18 protein-coding genes are annotated in these 22,364 nt (G+C 63.3%); 12 read left to right on the forward strand and 6 right to left on the reverse strand.

Translation table 11 applies throughout. The annotated features are described in order from the left end of the window. Positions 1 to 3: 3 nt before the first annotated feature. From ABC383_RS03160 to ABC383_RS03190, 7 genes are all read left to right on the forward strand, one after another. A complete protein-coding gene (locus ABC383_RS03160) occupies positions 4 to 993 on the forward strand; it encodes an XrtA/PEP-CTERM system-associated ATPase (RefSeq protein ID WP_194713733.1) in 990 nt (329 codons plus the stop codon). 61 nt (positions 994 to 1,054) lie between these two features. Further along, on the forward strand, positions 1,055 to 1,942 hold the full coding sequence (locus tag ABC383_RS03165) for an XrtA system polysaccharide deacetylase (protein WP_413011892.1): 888 nt from the start codon (positions 1,055 to 1,057) through the stop codon (positions 1,940 to 1,942). Continuing rightward, the gene (locus ABC383_RS03170) at positions 1,939 to 3,021 is read left to right on the forward strand and encodes a FemAB family XrtA/PEP-CTERM system-associated protein (protein WP_413011894.1); all 1,083 of its coding nucleotides are present in this window, start codon (positions 1,939 to 1,941) and stop codon (positions 3,019 to 3,021) included. Before ABC383_RS03165 ends, ABC383_RS03170 begins: the two co-directional genes overlap by 4 nt. Positions 3,022 to 3,024: 3 nt before the next feature. Further along, on the forward strand, positions 3,025 to 4,251 hold the full coding sequence (locus ABC383_RS03175; RefSeq protein WP_413011896.1) for a TIGR03087 family PEP-CTERM/XrtA system glycosyltransferase: 1,227 nt from the start codon (positions 3,025 to 3,027) through the stop codon (positions 4,249 to 4,251). Then, positions 4,242 to 5,780: an exosortase A gene (gene xrtA, locus ABC383_RS03180; protein ID WP_413011898.1), complete on the forward strand. Its 1,539-nt coding sequence runs from the start codon at positions 4,242 to 4,244 to the stop codon at positions 5,778 to 5,780. The genes ABC383_RS03175 and xrtA overlap by 10 nt, the downstream gene beginning before the upstream one ends. Further along, positions 5,761 to 6,927, forward strand: a complete 1,167-nt coding sequence (locus ABC383_RS03185; protein WP_413011900.1) for a TIGR03088 family PEP-CTERM/XrtA system glycosyltransferase — start codon at positions 5,761 to 5,763, stop codon at positions 6,925 to 6,927. Before xrtA ends, ABC383_RS03185 begins: the two co-directional genes overlap by 20 nt. 2 nt (positions 6,928 to 6,929) lie before the next feature. After that, on the forward strand, positions 6,930 to 8,855 hold the full coding sequence (locus ABC383_RS03190) for an XrtA/PEP-CTERM system amidotransferase (protein WP_413011902.1): 1,926 nt from the start codon (positions 6,930 to 6,932) through the stop codon (positions 8,853 to 8,855). 62 nt (positions 8,856 to 8,917) lie between these two features. Here ABC383_RS03190 and ABC383_RS03195 read toward each other — a convergent pair whose 3' ends face one another. The 4 genes from ABC383_RS03195 to ABC383_RS03210 all read right to left on the reverse strand — a co-directional run bounded on the left by ABC383_RS03195 (position 8,918) and on the right by ABC383_RS03210 (position 12,424). Continuing rightward, positions 8,918 to 9,232 (reverse strand): hypothetical protein, encoded by a 315-nt coding sequence (locus tag ABC383_RS03195; protein ID WP_413011904.1) that lies wholly within the window; start codon positions 9,230 to 9,232, stop codon positions 8,918 to 8,920. 467 nt (positions 9,233 to 9,699) lie between these two features. Further along, entirely contained in the window at positions 9,700 to 9,918 is a 219-nt protein-coding gene (locus ABC383_RS03200; protein ID WP_413011906.1) for a hypothetical protein, read from the reverse strand. A 140-nt stretch (positions 9,919 to 10,058) separates the two neighbouring features. Further along, positions 10,059 to 11,060: an NAD-dependent epimerase/dehydratase family protein gene (locus tag ABC383_RS03205; protein ID WP_413011908.1), complete on the reverse strand. Its 1,002-nt coding sequence runs from the start codon at positions 11,058 to 11,060 to the stop codon at positions 10,059 to 10,061. Then, positions 11,057 to 12,424, reverse strand: coding sequence for a UDP-glucose dehydrogenase family protein (locus ABC383_RS03210; protein WP_413011910.1), 1,368 nt, complete (start codon positions 12,422 to 12,424; stop codon positions 11,057 to 11,059). The genes ABC383_RS03205 and ABC383_RS03210 overlap by 4 nt, the downstream gene beginning before the upstream one ends. A 412-nt stretch (positions 12,425 to 12,836) precedes the next feature. Between ABC383_RS03210 and ABC383_RS03215 the strand changes: the two genes are divergently transcribed. The 5 genes from ABC383_RS03215 (at position 12,837) to ABC383_RS03235 (ending at position 19,862) form a co-directional block, all read left to right on the forward strand. Continuing rightward, positions 12,837 to 14,015, forward strand: a complete 1,179-nt coding sequence (locus tag ABC383_RS03215; RefSeq protein WP_413011912.1) for a glycosyltransferase family 4 protein — start codon at positions 12,837 to 12,839, stop codon at positions 14,013 to 14,015. Continuing rightward, positions 14,012 to 15,169 carry a glycosyltransferase family 4 protein gene (locus ABC383_RS03220; RefSeq protein ID WP_413011914.1) on the forward strand — a complete coding sequence of 386 codons (1,158 nt, stop codon included), beginning with the start codon at positions 14,012 to 14,014 and terminating at the stop codon, positions 15,167 to 15,169. Before ABC383_RS03215 ends, ABC383_RS03220 begins: the two co-directional genes overlap by 4 nt. After that, positions 15,162 to 16,487, forward strand: a complete 1,326-nt coding sequence (locus ABC383_RS03225; protein WP_413011916.1) for a putative O-glycosylation ligase, exosortase A system-associated — start codon at positions 15,162 to 15,164, stop codon at positions 16,485 to 16,487. The genes ABC383_RS03220 and ABC383_RS03225 overlap by 8 nt, the downstream gene beginning before the upstream one ends. Further along, on the forward strand, positions 16,474 to 18,792 hold the full coding sequence (locus tag ABC383_RS03230; protein WP_413011918.1) for a glycosyltransferase: 2,319 nt from the start codon (positions 16,474 to 16,476) through the stop codon (positions 18,790 to 18,792). Before ABC383_RS03225 ends, ABC383_RS03230 begins: the two co-directional genes overlap by 14 nt. Before the next feature lie 92 nt (positions 18,793 to 18,884). Further along, a complete protein-coding gene (locus ABC383_RS03235) occupies positions 18,885 to 19,862 on the forward strand; it encodes a glycosyltransferase family 2 protein (protein WP_413011920.1) in 978 nt (325 codons plus the stop codon). Positions 19,863 to 19,952: 90 nt separating this feature from the next. On the opposite strand, the gene ABC383_RS03240 is transcribed toward ABC383_RS03235, so the two are convergent. Together ABC383_RS03240 and ABC383_RS03245 are read right to left on the reverse strand one after the other, a co-directional pair. Then, positions 19,953 to 21,248 (reverse strand): glycosyltransferase, encoded by a 1,296-nt coding sequence (locus ABC383_RS03240; protein WP_413011922.1) that lies wholly within the window; start codon positions 21,246 to 21,248, stop codon positions 19,953 to 19,955. A gap of 57 nt (positions 21,249 to 21,305) precedes the next feature. After that, entirely contained in the window at positions 21,306 to 22,343 is a 1,038-nt protein-coding gene (locus ABC383_RS03245; RefSeq protein WP_413011924.1) for a glycosyltransferase family 2 protein, read from the reverse strand. Between the last annotated feature and the right edge of the window lie 21 nt (positions 22,344 to 22,364).

Genomic DNA, 22,364 nt, shown 5'->3' on the forward strand with positions numbered 1-22,364 from the left:
TCGATGTATGAATCTTTTTACGGGCTGCATGCCAAGCCCTTCCAGTTGCGGCCGGACCCGAATTTTTTCTTCGGCAGCAAGGGCCACAAGCGCGCCATGTCCTACCTGGAGTACGGACTGTCGCAAGGCGAGGGCTTCATCGTCATCACCGGTGAAGTCGGCGCCGGCAAGACCACGCTGGTGCGCAACCTGTTTCGCAAGCTCGAGTCGAACCGCATCATTGCGGCCCAGATCGTCAACACCCACCTGAACTCCGACGACACGCTGCGCTCGGTCGTGGCCGCCTTCGGCCTGCCTTTCGACGACCCGAGCAAGACCGGCCTCTTGGCGCGGTTCGAGCAGTTCCTGCGCTATAGCGACAAGCAGGGCAAGCGGGTGCTGCTGGTGGTGGACGAGGCGCAGAACCTGACGCCGCAGACGGTGGAAGAGCTGCGCATGCTGTCGAATTTCCAGACCAACGAGAAGTCGCTGCTGCAGACCTTCCTCCTCGGGCAGCCGGAATTCCGTCGCACGCTGCACAGCGAAGACATGCAGCAGCTGCGCCAGCGCGTGATCGCCACCTATCATCTCGGGCCGATGGATGCCGCCGAGACCCAGGCCTATATCGAGCATCGCCTGCAAACGGCAGGCTGGAAGGGCGATCCGGTGATCACGCCGGAAGCCTATGCGGCCATCTTCGACTACTCGGGCGGCATACCGCGCAAGATCAACACCCTGTGCGACAGGCTGTTCCTGATGGGCTATCTCGAAGAACTGCATCAGTTCAATGCGGAAGAGGTGGGCGAAGTCATCAAGGACATCCAGGAAGAGTTCACGCCGCCGCCGCCGGAAATGAGCGCATTGCCGGCCTACGCCGGCGGCATGCCGCGCGGCTTTGCCGACACCACGGCCGAGAGCATGGAGCACCTCGACGAGAGACTGTCCAAGATCGAGCGTTCGGTCACCTCGGTGCTGGATGTGCTGAAGCGGCTGATCTCGACGTCGAAAATCTGATACCTGATTAAAAAGCTCCCTGTCCGGCGCCAGCGCCTGTGGCGGGGAACAGGAGTACACCATGCAGACAGGCATTACACATTCAGGCGCGCAAGGGCAGGCGGCATCAGGCCCGATTCGCAATGCAATGACGATCGACGTCGAGGACTACTTCCAGGTCTCGGCTTTTGCGCCCCATATCCCGCGTGAAAACTGGAACAGCATGGATTGCCGCGTCGAGCGCAATGTGGAGCGCATCCTCGCCTTGCTCAAGGAACGCGACGTCAAGGCCACCTTCTTCACGCTGGGATGGATCGCCGAGCGTTATCCGCAGGTGGTGCGCGCCATTGTCGATGGCGGCCACGAGCTGGCCAGCCACGGCTATGCGCATCTGCGCGCATCCGACCAGAGCGCCGAGGAATTCCGCGACGACATCAGCCGCAGCAAGGCGCTGCTGGAAGATATTTCGGGCCAGCAGGTGCTGGGCTACCGCGCGCCCAGCTTCTCGATCGGCACCCGTAACCTGTGGGCGCTGGATACGCTGCGCAACGCCGGCTACCGCTACAGCTCCAGCATCTATCCTATCCAGCATGACCATTACGGCATGCCCGATGCGCCGCGCTTTGCGTTTTATCCCAACGGCGAGGACGGCCTGCTGGAAGTGCCGATTACCACGGTGCGGGTGATGGACCGCAACTTCCCGGCGGGTGGCGGCGGCTACTTCCGCTTCTTTCCGTATGCGCTGTCGCGCTGGTTCATCGACAAGGTCAACCGCGACGACAGGCAGGCGGGCATCTTTTACTTTCATCCCTGGGAAATCGATCCGGGACAGCCGCGCCAGCATGGCGTGGGCTTCAAGACCCGCTTCCGCCATTACGTCAATCTGGACCGCATGGAAACCCGTCTGCGGGCACTGACCCGCGACTTCCAGTGGGATCGCATGGACAACATTTTCTTGCATAAATCATGAGCGCCATTATCGAAGCATCGCAGGACCGCGCACGGGCCAACGCGGCGCACGCCGCGCCACAGATCCGCCTGATGCAGCCGCAGGATGCGGCGCGCTGGGATGAGTTCGTGCTGAACTGCCCAGAAGCCAGCTTCTTTCACCGCGCAGGCTGGCAGAAGGTGATCGAACAGGCCTTCGGCCACAAGACCTATTTCTACCTGGCCGAGGTGGATGGCCGCATCGAGGGCGTGCTGCCGCTGGCCGAAATCAATAGCCGCCTGTTCGGGCATTCCCTGGGCTCGCTGCCGTTCTGCGTCTATGGCGGCCCGGCCGCCACGTCCGATGCCGTGGCCGATGCGCTCGACCGCGAAGCCCAGGCACTGGCAGCGAAGCTGCAGGTGGGCCATCTGGAATATCACAACGTCGCGCCGCGCCATGCCGACTGGCATGCCAAGGACCTGTACGTGACCTTCCGCAAGGAGATGGACCCGGACCCGGAAAAGAACATGAACGCCATCCCGCGCAAACAGCGCGCGATGGTGCGCAAGGGCATCAAGGCCGGCCTGGCCAGCGAGATCGATGCCAACGTGGACCGCTTCTTCACCGCCTATTCCACCAGCGTGCACCGGCTCGGCACGCCGGTCTTTTCGAAGAAGTATTTCCGGCTGCTCAAGGAGACTTTCGGCGACGACTGCGAGGTGATGACCATCACCAAGGATGGCGGCCTGATCAGCAGCGTGATGAGCTTCTATTTCCGCGACGAAGTGCTGCCTTATTACGGCGGCGGCATGCCGGAAGCGCGGGAAGTCGCCGGCAACGACTTCATGTACTGGGAACTGATGCGCCGCACCTGCACCCGCGGCTACCGCATCTTCGATTTCGGGCGCAGCAAGAAGGGCACCGGCTCGCACGACTTCAAGAAGAACTGGGGCTTCGAGCCGACGCCGCTGCACTATGAGTACAAGCTGGTGCGCGCCACCGAGGTGCCGGACACCAATCCGCTCAATCCCAAGTACCAGCTGATGATACGCACCTGGCAGAAGATGCCGATCGCGCTTGCCAACCTCATCGGCCCGCATATCGTCAAGAACCTGGGCTGAACCGTGGAGCATCTCCTTTACCTGGCGCACCGGATTCCTTACCCGCCCAACAAGGGCGACAAGATCCGTTCCTATCATCTGCTGCGGCACCTGTCCGAGCGCTATCAGGTGCATCTGGGCACCTTCATCGATGATCCGGCTGACTGGCAGTACGTCGACGCGGTCAAGAAGCTGTGTGGCGAAACCCATTTCGTGAAACTGGACAGCCGCCGCGCGCGCGTGATGAGCGCGACCGCGTTGCTGTCGAACCGGCCGCTGAGCCTGGACTACTACCGCAGCCGCTCGCTGTCGGAATGGGTGGCGCGGCTGCATCGCAAGCTGCCGGTGTCGCGGGTGCTGGTGTTCTCGTCGGTAATGGCGCAATTCGTCGAGCCGCAGCGCTATGCGCGCAAGGTGATCGACTTCGTCGATGTCGATTCCGCCAAGTGGAGCCAGTATGCGGTGCAGAAGTCCTGGCCGATGAACCGGGTGTATGCCCGCGAGGGCAGGCAGCTGCTGCGCTACGAGCGCCGCGTGGCGCGGGATTTCGATGCGTCGCTATTCGTCTCGGCGCAGGAAGCGGCGCTGTTTTCCGGCCTGGCGCCGGAAAGCCAGGCCCGCATCGGCTGGTTCAGCAATGGCGTGGACAGCAGCTATTTCTCGCCGATGCATGACTTCGACAATCCGTATCCGGAAGGCGGACCGGTCATGGTCTTCACCGGCGCCATGGATTACTGGCCCAATGTCGATGCGGTGCAATGGTTTGCCGACGAGGTGCTCCCTGGCGTCCTGCAGCGGCATCCGCAGGCGCGCTTCTATATCGTCGGCTCCCGGCCGGCGCCGCAGGTGCAGGCGCTGGGGCAGCGGCCCGGCATCCATGTCACCGGCACCGTGCCCGACGTGCGCCCCTATCTGGCCCACGCGCAGATATCGGTGGCGCCGCTGCGCATCGCGCGCGGCATACAGAACAAGGTGCTGGAAGCCATGGCCATGGCCAAGCCGGTGATCGTGTCGCCGCAGGCGCTGGAAGGCATCAGCGCACAGGCCGGCCGCGATCTGCTGCTGGCCAGCGATGCCACCGAATTCGTCGGCCTGACCTGCGACGCGCTCGATGAACTGCCGGCCGACCTCGGACGCGCGGCACGCGCGCAGGTGGAAGCCAGCTATAACTGGGACGTCAACATGTCGCGGGTCGACGCGCTGCTGGACATCCCCTCCCATCAATCGAGAACTGCGTCCACATGCTCCTGACCGAAACCCGCGCCGCGCCCCGCGACATGCTCAAGACCATTGCCATCGCCGTGGCGGTGCTGGCGCCGTTCCTGATCTACGCGGCAACGGCGCGTTCCATCGTCGCGATCTGGAACAGCTCGGAAACCTTTGCCCACGGCTACGTGATCCTGCCGATCAGCCTGTGGCTGATCTGGAAGCGGCGCACGACGCTGATGCAGATGTCGCCGCAGCCTTACTGGCCGGCCCTGCTATCGCTGGCGGTGTGCGGCTTCGGCTGGCTGCTGGCCGAGATGGGCGACGTGCAGGTGGTGCGGCAGTATGCGTTCGCCGCGATGCTGCCGCTCACCGTCGTGGTGGTATGCGGCCTGCGCATCTCCTGGGCCATTGCCTTTCCGCTGGCCTATGTGCTGCTGGCCGTGCCGTTCGGCGAGGTGTTCATCGATCCGCTGATCAACGTCACCGCCGACTTCACCGTCTGGGCTCTGCAGATGACCGGCATTCCGGTGCTGCGCGACGGCACCAATTTTTCCATCCCCACCGGCAACTGGTCGGTGGTGGAAGCCTGCAGCGGCGTGCGCTACCTGATTGCCTCCCTGACGCTGGGCTGCCTGTATGCCTACCTGACCTATCGCTCGCGCAAGCGGCAACTGCTGTTCGTGCTGATCTCCATCCTGGTGCCCATCGTCGCCAATGGCCTGCGCGCCTACATGATCGTGATGATCGGGCATCTGTCCGGCATGGAGCTGGCCACGGGCGTGGATCACATCATCTACGGCTGGCTGTTCTTCGGGCTGGTGATGTTCATCATGTTCTGGCTGGGCAGCCGCTGGCGCGAGGACATCAGCGCCGCCGATGAGGCCGATGCCGAGACGGTGCGCCGCGATGGCGCCAGCGCCGCCAGTTCGGTGCAGGTGGCGGCGGCTGCGGCAGCAGTGGTTGCCTGCCTGGCATTCTGGCCCCTGTACGCCGGTTTCACCCTGCGCGCCAACGAATCGGCTGCCGCGCCCAGTCTCTCCGGCCTGCAGCCAGCCTGGGCGGCCGGCCAGCCGTTCACTGTCTGGACACCGCGCCTGAACAAGGCAGCCGCCACGCTGAACCAGGTGCAAGCGCAGGATGGCCAGCAGGTCGGGCTGATGGTGCGTTATTACCGAAACCAGCCGCAGGGCGCCGGATTGATCAGCTCGACCAATCAGCTGGTAGGCGATGTCGAGACCGATCCATGGCGCCGTACCGGCTCTTCGGCGCGCATCGAGGACATCAATGGGCGGCAGTTGCAGGTGCGGGAAACCCGGCTGCGAGGACCGGACGGCGCGCTAGTGGCCTGGCAGTGGTACTGGATCGATGGCGGCTTCACCGCCAACGATTACCTGGGCAAGCTGCTGCAGGCCAAGGAGCGCCTGCTGATGCGCGGCGACGATGGCGCCGGCATCCTGGTCTATGCCCGCTATGACGAAAATCCGGACGCCGCACGCGCCGCGCTGCGCAGCTTCATTGCCGCGCAACTGCCTTCGCTGGAGGCGACGCTAAATGCAAACCGGGCGCACTGATGGTGTCGAAGCGATGAGTGCCGCGCCTCTGGTCGTCCATCTGATCTACCGCTTCGACTTCGGCGGGCTGGAAACCCTGGTGGCCGAATGCATCAACCGCATGCCGGCGCGCCAGTACCGGCATGCGATCGTCTGCCTGACCGGCTACACCGAATTTGCCAGGAAGATCAGCCGCGACGACGTGCAGATCATCGCGCTGGACAAGCCGCCCGGGCTGGGGCTGGGCACGCACCTGAAACTGTGGAAGTTGCTGCGTCAGTTGAAGCCAGCCGTGCTGCACAGCTACAACCTGGCCGCCGTCGAATATGCCTGCACCGCCGCGCTTGCCGGCGTGCCGGTGCGGGTGCATGCCGAGCATGGCCGCGATGCGGCTGACCCGCATGGACTGAACCGCAAGCACAACCTGCTGCGGCGCGGCGTGACCCCGTTCATCGACCGCTACATCCCGGTGTCGGACGACCTGCAGCGCTGGCTGCGCCAGGTGGTCGGCGTGCCGGATGCGAAGACCCTGCTGATCGCCAACGGTGTCGATACCGAGCGCTTCGCGCCGCGCCAGCGTGACTATCCGCGCCGCGAATTCGTGATCGGCACGGTGGGCCGCATCCAGGATGTGAAAAACCACAGCGGCCTGATCGATGCCTTCCTCCGGCTGCGCGAAATCCTGCCGGAGGATGCCGGCCGGCTGCGCCTGGCCATCATCGGCGACGGGCCCTTGCTGCCGCGCATCCGCGAAAAGGTCGATGCGGCCGGCTTGCAGGACGTGGTGTGGCTGCCCGGCTCGCGCACCGACATCGCCGAACTGATGGCCGACTTCGACGTGTTCGCGCTGCCGTCGATTGCCGAAGGCACGCCGGTCACCATCCTCGAAGCCATGGCATGCGGCTTGCCTGTGGTGGCATCCCGAGTGGGCGGCATACCCGAAGTGGTGCAGGAAGGCGTCACCGGCCTGATGCCGCCCCCGTCGGACGCCGAGGCGCTTGCCAGGGCGCTGGCTGTTTATGTGGAAGACCCGCAGCTCGCCGCGCGCCACGGCGCCGCCGGCCGCGAGCGGGTAGAGAAGAGCAACAGTATCGCCGCCATGGTGGCCGGTTATGCCGGCTTGTACGACACCCTGCGCGCAATGAAAACCAGAACCAGCAAGGCCTGACTATGTGTGGAATCGTCGGAATCTTCGATATGCGCCAGATGCGCGACATCGACCTGCAACAGCTGACGCGAATGAATGAAACCCAGCACCACCGCGGCCCGACCGAGGGCGGGGTGCATCGCGAGGCGGGCATCGGCTTCGGCCATCGTCGCCTGTCCATCATCGACCTGTCGTCGGGGCAGCAACCGCTGTTCAACGAGGACCACAGCGTGGTGCTGGTGTTCAACGGCGAGATCTATAACTTCGTCGCGCTGATGGATGAGCTGACCGGCCTGGGCCATACCTTCCGCACCCGCTGCGACACCGAGGTGATCGTGCATGCCTGGGAAGAGTGGGGCGAGGCCTGCGTGCAGCGCTTCCGCGGCATGTTCGCGTTCGCGCTGTGGGACCGCAACAAGCAGACCATGTTCCTGGCGCGCGACCGGCTCGGCATCAAGCCGATGTACTGCGCGCTGCTGGACGACGGCATGTTCCTGTTCGGTTCGGAGCTGAAGGCGCTGATGTCGATACCGGGGCTGTCGCGCGAACTCGACCCGCATGCGGTGGAAGACTATTTCGCCTATGGCTATGTGCCCGAGCCGCGCACCATCTTCAAGGGCGCCTTCAAGCTGCAGCCGGGCTACATGCTGACGCTAAAGGCCGGCGCGGCCACGCTGCCGGCCCAGAAGCAATACTGGGACGTGCCGTTCAAGCCGCATGCGCCGATGTCGGCCGAGGAAGCCGAGCAGGAACTGATCGTCAAGCTGCGCGACGCGGTGCAGAGCCACACGGTGGCCGACGTGCCGCTGGGCGCTTTCCTGTCCGGCGGCGTCGACTCCAGCGCAGTGGTGGCGATGATGGCCGGCATGAGCGACGAGCCGGTCAGCACCTGCTCGATCGGTTTCGACGACCAGGCCTACGATGAATCGGAATATGCAGCCGAAGTGGCGCGGCAGTACAAGACCACGCATTACCGCGAAGTCGTAGACAAGGATGACTATGGCCTGATCGACACGCTGGCCCGGCTCTACGATGAACCCTATGCCGACAGCTCCGCCATTCCGACTTACCGCGTATGCGAACTGGCCAGGAAGCGCGTCACCGTGGCCCTGTCCGGCGATGGCGGCGACGAGAATTTCGCGGGCTACCGGCGTTACCGGTATGCGATGGCGGAGCAGCGGGTGCGCTCGGTGCTGCCTTCCTCGCTCAGGAAGCCCGTGTTCGGCTTCCTCGGCAATGTCTATCCGAAGGCGGACTGGGCGCCGCGCATGTTCCGCGCCAAGACCACGTTCGAGGCATTGGCGCGCGACCTGGTGGAAGGCTATTTCCATGGCGTGTCGGTGATGCCGGACCGGGTCCGGGCGCAGCTGTTCTCCGACGGCTTCAAGCGCTCGCTGCAGGGCTACAGCGCCATCGAGGTCATGCGCGGCCATGCGGCCAACAGCCCGACCGACGATCCGCTGTCGCTGATCCAGTATGTGGACATGAAGACCTGGCTGCCGGGCGACATCCTGACCAAGGTCGACCGCGCCAGCATGGCCCATGCGCTGGAAGTGCGGGTGCCTCTGCTGGACCATGAGTTCGTGGAATGGGCTTCCGGCGTGCCATCGTCGCTGAAGCTGCGCGGTCAGGAAGGCAAGTATTTGCTGAAGAAGTCGCTGGAGCCGCATCTGTCGCATGATGTGCTGTACCGGGACAAGATGGGCTTTTCGATTCCGCTGGCAAGCTGGTTCCGCGGCCCGCTGCGCGAGCGCGTGAAGCAGGCCTTGCTGGGGCCTACGCTGGCCGGCACGGGCATCTTCAACATGCGCTTTTTGCAGGACATGGTAGAGCAGCACCAGTCGGGCCGGCGTGATTACACCGCGCCGATCTATACCGTGATGATGTTCGAGGCTTTCCTGCGCAACTGCCTGGAGGAGGCGCCGGCGCATAGCCTGGCAGCGGCCTGACCAGGGTTGGTCACGGGCGGCCCTCCTGCCTCAGCCGTAGTGTGAATATCCCGAAGGGACATTCACCGAATGTGAATCATGGAATATGGTCGACATGGCGATGTCGGGACGTAATTGCAGTTGCCGTTGCAGTTCCAGTTGCAGTTGCGGTTGCCGTTGCCGTTGCCGTTGCCGTTGCCGTTGCCGTTGCCGTTGCCGTTGCCGTTGCAGTTCCAGTTGCAGTTGCAGTTGCAGTTGCCGTTGCAGTGGCTTTTGAAGTTGCCGTTGCTTTTAAGTCCCGTTGAGCGCGCCGTGCCGTCGGTGCGTGGAGCGGGAAAAGGTGCGGCGTCTGTCTGAGCCAAGCGCAGCTTGGCGAGTTTAGCCGCGCCCCGCTCCATGCATCGACGGCACGGGGACCCTCGCGCAGCGAGGGCGCGATCACCGGGTCGCCTTTTCTTGCCTACTTCTTTTGGCGAAGCAAAAGAAGTAGGTCGCCCGCCGGGGCGAACTCCCGGCCTGGTCATGACGAAAGTGAGATCGTGTTGCTTCACCCGCCGTAAAGACGTCACTGCGAAGCAGCAGTTGCTTTTGAAGTTTGAAGTTTGAAGTTTGAAGTTTGAAGTTTCAATACGAACTTCAACAACAACACCGACAGTGCTGCCCGTGCGTTGCCGGGTGACGCAACGCGATTGCACTGCCGTGGAGACAAGCCGGGAGTCCGTCCCGGCGGCCGGGTTACTTTTTTGCTTCGCCAAAAAAGTAACCAAAAAAGGCGACCCGATGATCGCGCCCCCGCTGCGCGGTGGTTCCCGTGTCAGCGATACCCGGAGCGGGGCGCGGCTAAACTCGCCAAGCTGCGCTTGACTCAGACAGACGCCGCACCTTTTCCCGCTCCGGGCACCGCTGACACGGCGCGCTCAACGGGACTTAAAAGCAACGGCAACTTCAAAAGCCACTGCAACTGCAACTGCAACTGCAACTGCAACTGCAACTGCAACTGCAACTGCAACTGCAACTGCAACTGCAACTGCAACTGCAACTGCAACTGCAACTGTCGCTGCGCGTGCTTTAGCTGCAACTGCAACCACGATCCGACATCGCCATGTCGACCGCAATCCACTATCGCTGAAATGCACCTCGGGGGATATTTCATCCTACGCCGATGCCAGAGCCTAAAAGGAATGGCCGGCTTGCGCCGGCCATTCCTGTGCTTGCTTTCCTGTGTTAGCGCGGCGCGTTGTGCTTGGCCATCGCCCAATCTTCATACCAGCGATAAAACTCCGCCAGCCCCTGCGCCAGCGACGTGGCCGGCGCGAAGCCAACCCAGTCCCTCAGCCTGTCGGTATCGGCATAGGTCGCCGGCACATCGCCCGGCTGCATCGGCTGAAAATCAATCACCGCCTTGCGCCCCAGGGCCTGTTCCAGCGTGGCGATGAAATCCATCACCCGCACCGGCTGATGATTGCCGATATTGAACACCGCATGCGCCGGACGCCCGTTCGCGGCCGGCGTCGGCTTGAACAGCAGCCGCACCACGCCCTCGACGATGTCGTCGATATAGGTGAAATCGCGTTCCAGCTCACCCTTGGCAAAGACCGGTATCGGCTCGCCATTGACGATCTTGCGGGTGAAGCTGAAATAGGCCATGTCGGGCCGGCCCCATGGTCCATACACCGTGAAGAAGCGCAGGCCGGTCAGGGGCAAGTCGTACAGATGGCTGTAGGAATAGGCCATCAGCTCGTTGGATTTCTTGGTGGCGGCATACAGCGACACCGGGGCGTCGGTCTGGTCGGACTCGGCGAACGGCACCTTGGTGTTGGCGCCATAGACGCTGCTGCTGCTGGCATACACCATGTGCGCCGTGCGGTGGCGGCGGCAGGCTTCCAGCATGTTGGCAAACCCGACCAGGTTGGACTGGATATAGGCGGCAGGGTTTTCCAGCGAATAGCGCACGCCGGCCTGGGCCGCCAGATGCACTACATGCGTGGGTTGCACCGACTCGAACAGGGCGGCCACCTGCTGGCCATCCGACAATTCCAAGCGCTGGCAGGCGATGCCGCGCGGCGCCAGCAGCGCCGCGACGCGGTCGTGCTTGAGCTGCGGGTCGTAGTAGTCGTTGAAGTTGTCGCAGCCGACCACGCGGTGCCCCATGTCGGCCAGGCGCGCGGCGACGAAGCTGCCGACAAAGCCGGCAGCGCCCGTCACGAGGATGGTGTGCTGCGTCATCGCGCGTCGGCCTGGCCGCGCCGGCCGATGCCGTAATAGGCCAGCCCGGCGTCGGCCACCGTGGCCGGGTCGTACAGATTACGGCCATCGAAGATGGCGCGGCCGGCGAGCGTCTGGGCCAGGCGCTCGAAGTCGGGCGAACGGAACTCCTTCCATTCGGTGACCAGGGCCAATGCGTCGCAGCCTTCGACTGCTTCCCATGCATTGCCGCACAGGGTGATCTGGCCGCCGAACGCTTCTTCGCCATGTTCCTGCAACAGCAGGCGCCGCGCTTCCGAGGATGCTACCGGGTCGTAGGCGCGCACCTTGCAGCCGGCTTCCAGCAGTTTCCTGATCAGCACCAGGCTGGGCGCTTCGCGCATGTCGTCGGTGTTGGGCTTGAACGACAGGCCCCATAGCGCCAGGGTCTTGCCGCGCAATTCCTGGAAACTGCCGAAATGGCGGACGATCTTGTCGAACATGATCGCCTTCTGTTCTTCATTGACCGTCTCGATGGCGTTGAGCAGATGCAGCCGGCGGCCATGGTCCACCGAGGTCTTGAGCAGTGCCTTGACGTCTTTCGGGAAGCAGGAGCCGCCATAGCCCATGCCGGCGTAGAGAAAATGCGGCCCGATGCGCGGGTCCGAGCCGATGCCCATGCGCACGGCCTCGATGTCGGCGCCCAGCAGCTCGGCCAGGTTGGCCAGTTCATTCATGAAGCTGATGCGGGTGGCCAGCATTGCATTGGCCGCGTACTTGGTCAGTTCGGCGCTGCGTACATCCATGAGGATCAGCTTGTCGTGATTGCGGCTGAATGGCGCATAGAGCTTGCGCATGATGCTGGTCGACTGCGGATCGTCGCTGCCGACCACGATGCGGTCCGGCCGCATGAAGTCGTCGATCGCCGCGCCTTCCTTGAGGAATTCCGGATTGCTGACCACGGTGTAGTCGATCGTCACGTCGCGCTTGGCCAGTTCCTCGGCGATCGCGGCGCGCACCTGGTCGGCGGTGCCCACCGGCACGGTCGACTTGTCGACCACCACGATCGGGCGCGTCATGCGCTGGCCGATGCTGCGCGCGGCCGACAGGATATGGCGCAGGTCGGCGCTGCCGTCTTCGTCGGGCGGCGTGCCGACCGCAATGAAGATTACCTCGGCATGCGCAACCGCGCGGTCGTAGTCGGTGGTAAACAGAATCCGGTCAGCCGCCGCGTTGCTGGCGACCAGCTTGTCCAGGCCCGGTTCATGGATCGGGATCTGGCCCGCGTTGAGCATGTCGATTTTCCTGGCGTCGACGTCAAGGCAAAGGACCGTGTTGCCGACATCGGCAAAACAGGCGCCGGAAACCAGGCCAACGTAGCCGGTGCCGATAATGGTAATTTTCATAAGCGGATTCAGTGTTAAGAGTCGAAAACGGATGCCAGTGCGGCTCGGCCTGGCACAAGGTCAGCAGTATAGCGGCGGCGTCAGGCAGTCCGAGCCTAATAACGCCGGGCTGAATCAGCATCAATATTCTTGCCGCGCCGGGTGCTGCTTTCCGGGCCGGGCAAGAACATCGAAGCAAATTGCACTGCGTTAGATATTGCTCAATGTAAATGTTATCAAGAATGAATTATCATTCAACTGTGCCGGTTTTCCAATTGATTTAGCGCAATAAACGGTGCGTCGCCGCAAAACTGCTTTACTATGCGCCGGCTCATTGCGGACTATGGTCAATCAGGCATGATGCTGCGTTTTTCTTACATGCACGCGCGGCCGAAGGCTACAACACAAGGTAGCACCGCTTTCAGACAGGACAATGAAACTACTTACGTTCAGCACCTTGTTTCCCAACCAGCAAAGGCCCAACCACGGCATTTTCGTGGAGACACGCCTGCGTTACCTGGTGGCCAGCCGCCAGGTACAGTCGCGCGTGGTCGCCCCGGTGCCCTGGTTTCCCTTTACCCATCCGCGCTTCGGCCTGTATGCCAGCTATGCGCAGGTGCCGCGCAGCGAGCAGCGCTTCGGCCTGGACGTGAGCCATCCGCGTTATCCGGTGATTCCGAAGATGGGCATGAGCGCCGCGCCGGTTCTGCTGGCCAATTCGCTGAAGTCCTCGCTGGGCCGCATCATCGACGAAGGCTATGACTTCGACCTGATCGACGCGCATTACTTCTACCCGGACGGCGTGGCCGCCGTGATGCTGGGGCGATATTTCAACAAGCCCGTGGTCATCACGGCGCGCGGCACCGATATCAACCTGGTGCCGCAATACCGGCTGCCGCGGCGGATGATACGCTGGGCAGCCGAGCAGGCGGCCGGCATGATCACCGTCTGCAATGCGTTGAAGGACGAGATGGTGGCGCTGGGCATCGACGGCAGCCGCATCACGCCCCTGCGCAATGGCGTCAACCTCGACCTGTTCCAGCCGGGCGACCGCGCCGCGCTGCGGGCCGAGCTTGGGATGGAAGGCTTTACATTGATGTCGGTTGGCCACCTCGAACCCCGCAAGGGCCATGAACTGGTGATCCAGGCCATGCCGGCGCTGCCCGATGTGCATCTCAATATTGCCGGCAGCGGGCCGGACCGCAAGAAGCTCGAGGAACTGGCCCAGGCGCTGAAGGTGCAGGACAGGGTGCGCTTCCTTGGCCCCTTGCCGCAAACCGAGCTCAAGCGCTGGTATGGCGGCGCCGATGCGCTGGTGCTGGCCTCCAGCCGGGAAGGCTGGGCCAATGTGCTGCTGGAATCGATGGCGTGCGGCACGCCGGTGGTGGCGAGCAATGTCTGGGGCACGCCGGAAGTGGTGGCGTCGCCGGAGGCAGGGGTATTGATGCGGGAACGCACGCCGCATGGCGTGGCCGAGGCGGTGACGGCGCTGCGCGCTGCTTATCCGTCGCACGAGGCGACCAGGCGGTATGCCGAGCGATTCAGCTGGGATGACACCACGCAGGGGCAGATCGCGCTATTTCAAAGGATTGCTGCACAGGGCAGGGCATGAAAATACTGTATCACCACCGAACCCGTTCCAAGGACGGGCAATACGTTCATATTGAAGAGATGATCCGCGCGCTGCGCCAGCTCGGCCATGAAGTCATCGTGGTCGCGCCGCCGAGCGCCGAAACCGAGGACTTCGGCTCCGATGCCGGCATGGTCGCGTGGCTCAAGCGCAGCATCCCGCAGTGGATGTATGAACTGATGGAGCTTTCCTACAGCCTGGTTGCCTACCGCCGCCTGGTCAGGGCAGTGCGCGAGCATCAGCCGGATTGCCTGTATGAGCGCTACAACCTGTTCCTGCCTGCCGGCATCTGGCTCAAGCGCAAGTTCGGGCTGCCGATGCTGCTCGAAGTGAACGCGCCGATCTTCGAGGAACGCACCCGTTACGACGGCCTGGCCCTGAAGAAGCTGGCGCGCTGGTCGCAGGCCTATACCTGGCAGGCGGCCGACTATGTGCTGCCGGTGACCCAGGTGCTGGGCGACATCGTTGCTTCCTACGGCGTGCCGCGTGAACGGATCGTGGTGATTCCCAACGGGATCAATGCCAGCCAGTTCAGCGCAGCGCCCGAGACCCGTGCCGCCAAGGCGGCGCTCGGCCTGGACGGCAATATCGTGCTTGGGTTCACCGGTTTCGTGCGCGACTGGCACGGCCTGGACAAGGTGATCACGATGATCGCCGACGATCCGCCCGAGTCCAGCCGTCATTTGCTGGTGGTGGGCGACGGACCGGCACGAGCGGCCCTGGAAGCGCAGGCCACCGCGCTCAACATCCGGCATCGCGTCAGTTTCACTGGGGTGATCGGGCGCGATGAGGTCGCGCGCTATGTCGCCGCCTTCGATATCGCCCTGCAGCCGGCAGTGGTGGAATATGCGTCGCCGTTGAAGCTGTTTGAATACCTGGCCCTCGGCAAGGCGATTATTGGCCCTGCGCAACCAAACCTGATGGAAATCCTCACCGACGGTCAGAATGCGGTATTGTTCGACCCGAAAGCGGCCGATGGCATGGCAGGTGCGATCGGCAAGCTCAGCGCCGACGTTGCCCTGCGCGAGCGCATGGGCGAGAACGCTCGCAAGACCATCAGTGAGAAGCGACTGACCTGGCGGGAAAACGCGATACGCGCCGTCGAACTGTTTAAAAGGATTCCGAAGCATGCGTGACATAGTCATATTCGGCATCATCTTCGGCCTCGTTCCCGTGATGTGGAAGCGGCCCGCGATCGGTGCCCTGGTGTTCATGTGGATCAGCCTGATGAATCCGCACCGCCTCGCCTACGGCCCGGCGCATGATTTCCCGTTTGCGATGATGGTGGCCGCAGTCACGATCCTGGCCGTGCTGTTTTCAAAGGAGCCGCGCCAGTATCCGGTCACGATGCCGACCGTGCTGCTGGTGGTATTCATGATATGGGCCACGGTCACGACCCTGTTTGCGATTTCGCCTCCCGCCCTGGTCAACGCGGAATGGAGCCGCGTGATCAAGACCTTCGTGATGGTGGTCGTCACTATCATGGTGGTGCAGAAGGAAGACGACCTGAAGAAGATGATCTGGATCCTGGCGCTGTCGCTGGCGATCTTTGGCGCCAAGGGCGGCCTGTTCACGCTGGCGACAGGCGGCTCGTATCGCGTGCTCGGGCCGAGCGGCAGCTATATCGCCGAGAACAATTCCCTGGCGCTGGCCTTGGTGATGGCCGCGCCCATGGTCTGGTACCTGCGGCTGCAGGCGCAACGGCGCTGGCTGCGCCACAGCCTGGAGGCGCTGACGGCCCTGACCATGGTGGCGGCCGCCGGCTCCTACTCGCGTGGCGCCTTGCTGGCCGGCGCCGCAATGATGGGCTTTCTGTGGCTCAAGAGTCGTAACAAGGTCAGCACCGGCCTGGTGCTGCTGCTGATGATCCCGCTAGTGTTTCTGGCCATGCCAGAGCAGTGGCACGAGCGCATGTCGTCGATTGGCGAATACAAGACCGACGGCTCCGCGCTAGGCCGCATCAATGCCTGGTATTTCGCGATGGAAGTGGCGAAGAACCATGTGCTGGGCGGTGGCTTCATGGTGTTCAATCCCGCAATGTTCCGGGTGTATGCACCGGACCCAACCGATTTCCATGCGGCTCACAGCATCTATTTCCAGGTGCTGGGCGAGCATGGCTATATTGGCCTGGCGATCTTCGTCGGCCTGTTGGCCTCGACCTGGCACATGGCGTACCGCATCATGAAGAAGATCCGCATGCACCCCGAACTCAAGTGGGCTGCCGACTTCGCCGCGATGTCACAGGTCAGCATGATTGGTTACATGGTGGGTGGCGCCTTCCTGTCGCTGGCTTATTACGATTACTTTTATTACGTGATGGCGGCGCTGGTCGTTACCCAGCGCATCGTCAACAGGCAGCTTGCGCCTGCCGTACCCAAGAATGTGCTTGGCCAGGACATGGAACTGCAGCCGCGGGCGGCGCTGAAAGCGGGAAGGACTCATGCCGGTGCCTGACATGCAGAATTCCTCGTTACCACTGACACTGACTCGCGGTGATGTGCCGCCGCAAAGCCGCGGGCTCGCGGCGCGCTTTTCCAACGGATTGTTTTCGCTGCTGTCGCCCCAGGGCCAGCATGCCCGGCTGACGATCCTTCTGTTTCACAAGCTGCCCCTGTTCGCCGACCCGCTGACGCCGAACGAGCCGGTCTTTGCGCAGTTCGAGCACATCCTCGACTACCTGAAGGAGCATGCCACTGTCCTGCCGCTGACCGACGCCGCCTCCGCGCTCGCGCGCGGAAAGCTGCCAAAGAAGGCGGTCGCCATCACCTTCGACGATGGCTACGACGAATGGCTCAGCACCGTCAGTCCGGCGCTGCGCGCGCGCAACATGCAGGCAACCTTCTTCGTCACTACCGAGCAGTTGGACGGGCCGGCGCTCTGGCATGAACGCATCATCGCGGCGGTGCGTGCGCTGCCCGACAGCGGTGCGCGCCTGCCGTATGGGTTCGCCGCCTATGCCGACCTGAAGCAGCCCGGCAACCGCATCAGGCTGATTTCCGAATTGCAGGAGCGGCTCAAATACGCGCCGCTGGCGGAGCGCCTGGGCGCCATAGAAATGATCGAGGCGCAGGTCGTGTCGCCGCTGGTGTGGCCCAAACCATTCAACCGCGATTCAGTGCGCCAGCTGCACAGCCAGGGATTCGAGATCGGCGGCCATACGGTCAGCCATCCGATCCTGAATGAATGCGGCGATCAGCAGGCCATGGAAGAAATCGGCGGCTGCAAGGACAGGCTGGAAGCCATCATCGGCGGTCCGGTGCACAGTTTTGCCTATCCAAACGGACGGCCGCTGAAGGACTATGACGGCAGGCACGTCGCCATGGTGCGGTCTTGCGGCTACAAGGCAGCGGTCGCCACCAGCGGCGGCGCCGCACGGCAAGGCTCCGACATCTACCAGCTGCCGCGCTTTACACCGTGGGGACTGACCAGGGAGCGCATGGCGCTGCAGCTGGCGCGCAACCTGATGACGCCCGAGCGCAAGGCGGTGGTGACCGTTCCCGTCGCCAGGGCCAGGCAGGAGAGCACGGCCCGGACGCCAGTGCGCTGCCTGATGGTGGCCAGTACATTCGCGCCATTGCATGGCGGCTCGGCCGTGGTCTACGAAAACCTCTGCATGCACATGCCGCCGGGCAGCGTGCGGGTTCTGACCGCGCACACGAATTACCTCAATGGCCGAGAGATCGAAGGCTGGCGCGAACATGATGCCGCTGCCGTGTATCCTGTCGACCGCATCAAGCTGTTGCGGCCGATGATGCAGCCGCCGCCGGCCAATATCGCGGTGTCTCTGGCACGCTTCGCTTTCCAGGACATCCCGCTGTACGTCAACGTCCTGACCTCGGCAGTCAAGCTGGTCAGGCAGCATCAGATCAACGTGATCTGCATCGGCGAACTGGTGTCGGGCAGCTGGCTCGGGATCGCGCTGAAGAAGATATTCGGCACCCGGCTCATCATCTACGTGCATGGCGAGGAGATCACCACCGCCACCGGCGGCCGGCTGCATGGCAACAAACGGCGCGAGTACCTCAATGCGGCCGACAAGGTGATTGCGGTCAGCGCCTTTACCTGCGACGCCCTGACCCAGCAGATGGGCCTGCGCGCCGAGCAGGTGTCGCTGGTGCCCAACGGCGTAGATACCGAACGCTTCACGCCGGGTGAACGCGATCCGGAACTTGTAAGCAAGCATGGACTCCAATCATGCAAGGTAGTGCTGACCCTGGGTCGTCTGGTCGCGCGCAAGGGTGCCGACATGGGCATACGCGCAATGGCCAAGGTGATCAGGCAGCGCTCCGATGTCCGCTACCTGATCGTTGGGGAAGGCGAACTCAGGCCCGAACTCGAACGTCTGATCGCCGAGGAGAACCTGGGTGAATACGTCACGCTGGTGGGCAAGGCATCCGAAGAAGATCTGGTCCGTTATTTCCGGCTTTGCGATCTCTTCCTGATGCCTAACCGCACGATGCCGGATGGCGACACCGAAGGCTTTGGCCTGGTCTTCCGTGAAGCCAATGCCTGCGGCAAGCCGGTCATTGGCGGCCGTGCCGGTGGCGTGGTGGAAGCCGTGGTCGACGGCCAGTCGGGCTTCCTCGTCAATGGCGAAAATCCGGACGAGATTGCCGGGCGGGTCCTGGCCTTGCTCAACGATGAAACCCTGGCGCGCTTTCTGGGCACACGCGGCATGGAGATTGCGCGGTGTAACAACACCGAGGCAGTGGCCAGGCAGTTTGTGCAGATCTCGGAACGCGTGCTTCGACAACGCTGACGCGTTACAGGGGGAGGGTATGGCGCAGGCAGGCTCGCTTCGCTTGCGCCCGGGTAGACGGCGCTTCTTATTTACAATACGAAAGATACGCCATGTCTTCGCTGCACACGCTGTCCCTTGTCATACCAAGCTATAACCGTGGCCATCTGATCGATGAGACCATCGCGTCTGCCCTGAACCAGGAAACGCCGTTCGACGAGATCATCGTCGTCGATGACGGTTCCACGGACGACACCCTCAGCCGCCTTGAACGCTATGGCGACCGCATCACGGTGATCGCGTCCGCCAATGCCGGCGTCCAGAAAGCCCGCAACAGCGGCGTCGCCGCAAGCCGTTCTTCCCACGTCGTGCTCTGCGATTCCGACGATCTGCTGCATCCGGCATTCTGCGCCGCCGTGCACAGGGCCATGGCCGCGGAGCCCAGGGTCGACATCTGGTACAGCAATTTCATTCCCTTCACCAGCGATGGGGATCAGGCCGACAAGCTGGCGCAGGCGCCGGCCGACTTCCTGGAAGGCGCCCGATGCGGCGACGGCTATTGCACAGAGATTCCGGACCTGTACCGACGGGTGCTTCGCTACCAACCGTTCTTTCCTTCGGGCAGCGCATTCAGCAAGCGCTTCTATGAGACCGTCGGTGGCTATGACGCCCGCTTCAACCGCGTTGGCGGCGAGGACTTCGAATTTCTGTTGCGTGCGGTCTGCCGTGGCCGGCTTGGCTATCTGACTGTGCCGCTGGTGCGCGTGCGTAAGCACGACAGCAACGATTCCCGCGATACCCTGCGCATGCTGCAGGGAGAAATCCGCATCCTTGAACATTCGCTGCAGACGCATCCCGGCGCAGCGCAGCATCGCCAGCAGGTGCAGGCCGTGATTCACCAGCGCCGGCGCGAGGCTTTCGATATCGCTTATGCCCGTGGCGATTTTTCTTCCGCAAAGGAAACCGCGGCGGAATTCGAGAACCTGCCCACCGATCCGAAATTCCAGCTCAAGCGCGTGATCACCGCCTGCCCACCGATGGTGCGAAATGTAGTCTGGCGCTGGAGCCAGTCCGGTAGCAGCGGAGCCTGACGCGATCAAGGCGGGCCAGTGGAGCCCGCAATGCAAAAGCGCCGGGTTGCATCGCGATGCAGCCCGGCGCTTTGCTTTCCCTGATTTGCTCTAACTTGCCGCAGTCGCCTGCGTTTGCGACACGGAAGCCGGCGCCTGGCCCGCGTCCATCGCTGGAAAAATGGCGTCGATCGCCTGTTCACACGCCGTCATCGAATAGCGCTCCATCACCCGTTGCCGTCCGCTGGCGGTCAGCTGCGCCGACAAATCAGGCTCCTGCAGCAGCCTGCCGGCCGCATCGGCGAACTCCGCCGGGCTGTTGGCGATCAGCAGTTCCCTGCCATGCTCTGCCGCGATGCCTTCGGCGCCCAGCGTGGTGGAAATCACCACCCGGCCGTAACCGAAGGCTTCCAAGATCTTGATGCGCGTGCCGCCGCCGGCACGGATGGGCACCAGAACGGCGTCGCACGCCTCGTAGTACGGCGCGACATCGGGCACATCGCCATGCAGCACGAAGGCGCCTTGCGCCGCCTGCTGTTTCATCCAGTCGGTTGGGCCGCGGCCGATCACGGTCAGGATCGCATTGTCCTGGCCAACCTGCTTGCGTATGGCTGGCATGATCTCCTGCGTGAGCCACTTCACCGCGTTTTCATTGGGCGCATAGTTGAGCGTGCCGACAAACAGCAATTGCAGCGGCGCGCGCGGCAGGCGCGCGGGAAGCTGCGCCGGCACCCGTATCGTGTTGGGAATCACGCCGATCTGGCCTTCGGGAAAGCGCTGTCCAAGCAGGGCCTTGTCTTCCGGCGAGCACAGCAGCACGCGTTCCATCTCGTTGAAGGCGCGGGCTTCCTCGCGCGCCAGCTTTCTTGCCTCCAGCCATTCCAGCACATAGCCCATCTTGCCCAGATGCGGCACGCCCAGCATGTTCACCTGCAGCGCCTGTGAACGCGATTCGATATCGTCAAGGTCGAGGATCTTGCGGTCGGCCGAGACGCCGAGCTGCGCTTGCATCGCGCGCCACAGCGGCATCAGACGAATGCGCGATACCAGGACCGCATCGAAATGCTCGCTGCGGAACTCGCTCAGCCGGCTCATGATGTGGTCCACCGGCCAGGTAGACAGCAGCTTGGGATGCGGATTCATCAGCCTGGTGAGGGTGTTGCGCTGCCGTTGCCGCAGCGGCTCACCCTCGTCGGCCACATTGAAGAACACGGTGCGGCTGCACAGGTCCTTCCAGCGTTGCGCGAGGATCTCGGGATGGGTGGGGCGGTCTACCGACACGCAGATCATCGTAATGTCGAAGTGCCGCGCCAGCGCTTCCAGCATGTTCCCCAGCCGCATGGCCGTGCCCTGGCCGCCCAGCGCCGGCAGGGTCTGGGTCAGGATCAATAATTTTTTACGTGTCATCGGTGTACCTCTCGTAGTGCCTTTTGATTTCGGAATGCGTTGCTGTCGGCTTCGCTGCTATTTCGACGCCATGTGCCGGGCATGCTGCAACAGCAGCACCTTGCGCAATAAGTCGACCAGGCGCGGCACGCGCCGTTCCAGCCGCGGCGGGCCGCCCTTGCCGCGCATGCCATCCAGGGCGCCAAGCATGCAGGCCCGCGCCTTCTCGGTCTGCGACTTCGACATCAGGATATTGGCCAGGAACAGCGAGCGGTCGAGCAGCCGCAGCCGCAGGCGGCGGCGGTGGGCGGCCGGCGTGTGCCTGGACCAGAACAGGATGCCGTTGCGCGTCATCAGGTAAAAGTAATACGGCGGCCGGTGCAGAAGGTCGTAGGGATAGCGCAGGTGACGGGCGCGCGCCTCGAACGCGACCAGGCTGCGCCATCCTGCCTGCGACAGGCGGGCGCCGATATCGGTGTCCTCATAGTAGGCAAACAGGGCTTCGTCCAGCAGCCCGATCTGCCGCAGCGCCGCCACCCGGTACAGCACTACGGTGCCGGCTACCCACATGGTGGCAGCATGCTCGGCTTCCCAGGCGCGCGCCTCCTCGATGTTGCCGGGGCGCGCGGTTTCCAGCCGCGGCCAGTCGTGCCGGGCGCCGCAGAAATCGATTTCCTGGTCATCGTCGAGCGCAACGATCACGGGTGAGGTGGCGCCGCAATCGGGATGTGCCTGCATCAGCGCGACCAGCTGCTCCAGGCAGTCGGGGTCGATCACGGCGTCGCTGTTGACCAGCCAGATGAAGTCCGCGTCCTGGGCCAGCGCCATGCGCATGGCCACGTTGTGGCCGCCGGCGAAACCCAGGTTGGTGTCCTGCCGCAGCAGGGTCACGCGGCTCGCATCGATCCCCTGCCGCAGCAGCTGATAGTCCTGCTCGGCCGAGCCATTGTCGATCACCACGATCGATGCGTCATAAGTGGCGCTGGGGCGCAGCGCAAGCAGCGACTCGACGCATTCCAGGGTCACGGCGGCGGAATTCCAGTTCAGGATGCTGATCAGGATAGTCTGCCTGCCTGGCGCCGCATCGTCATGCACGGGCGGGTTGGTGGGCGTCACGATAGGAATTCTCCAAAAATA

This window comes from Noviherbaspirillum phoenicis (genome assembly GCF_047237965.1).
GTDB lineage: Bacteria > Pseudomonadota > Gammaproteobacteria > Burkholderiales > Burkholderiaceae_D > Noviherbaspirillum_A.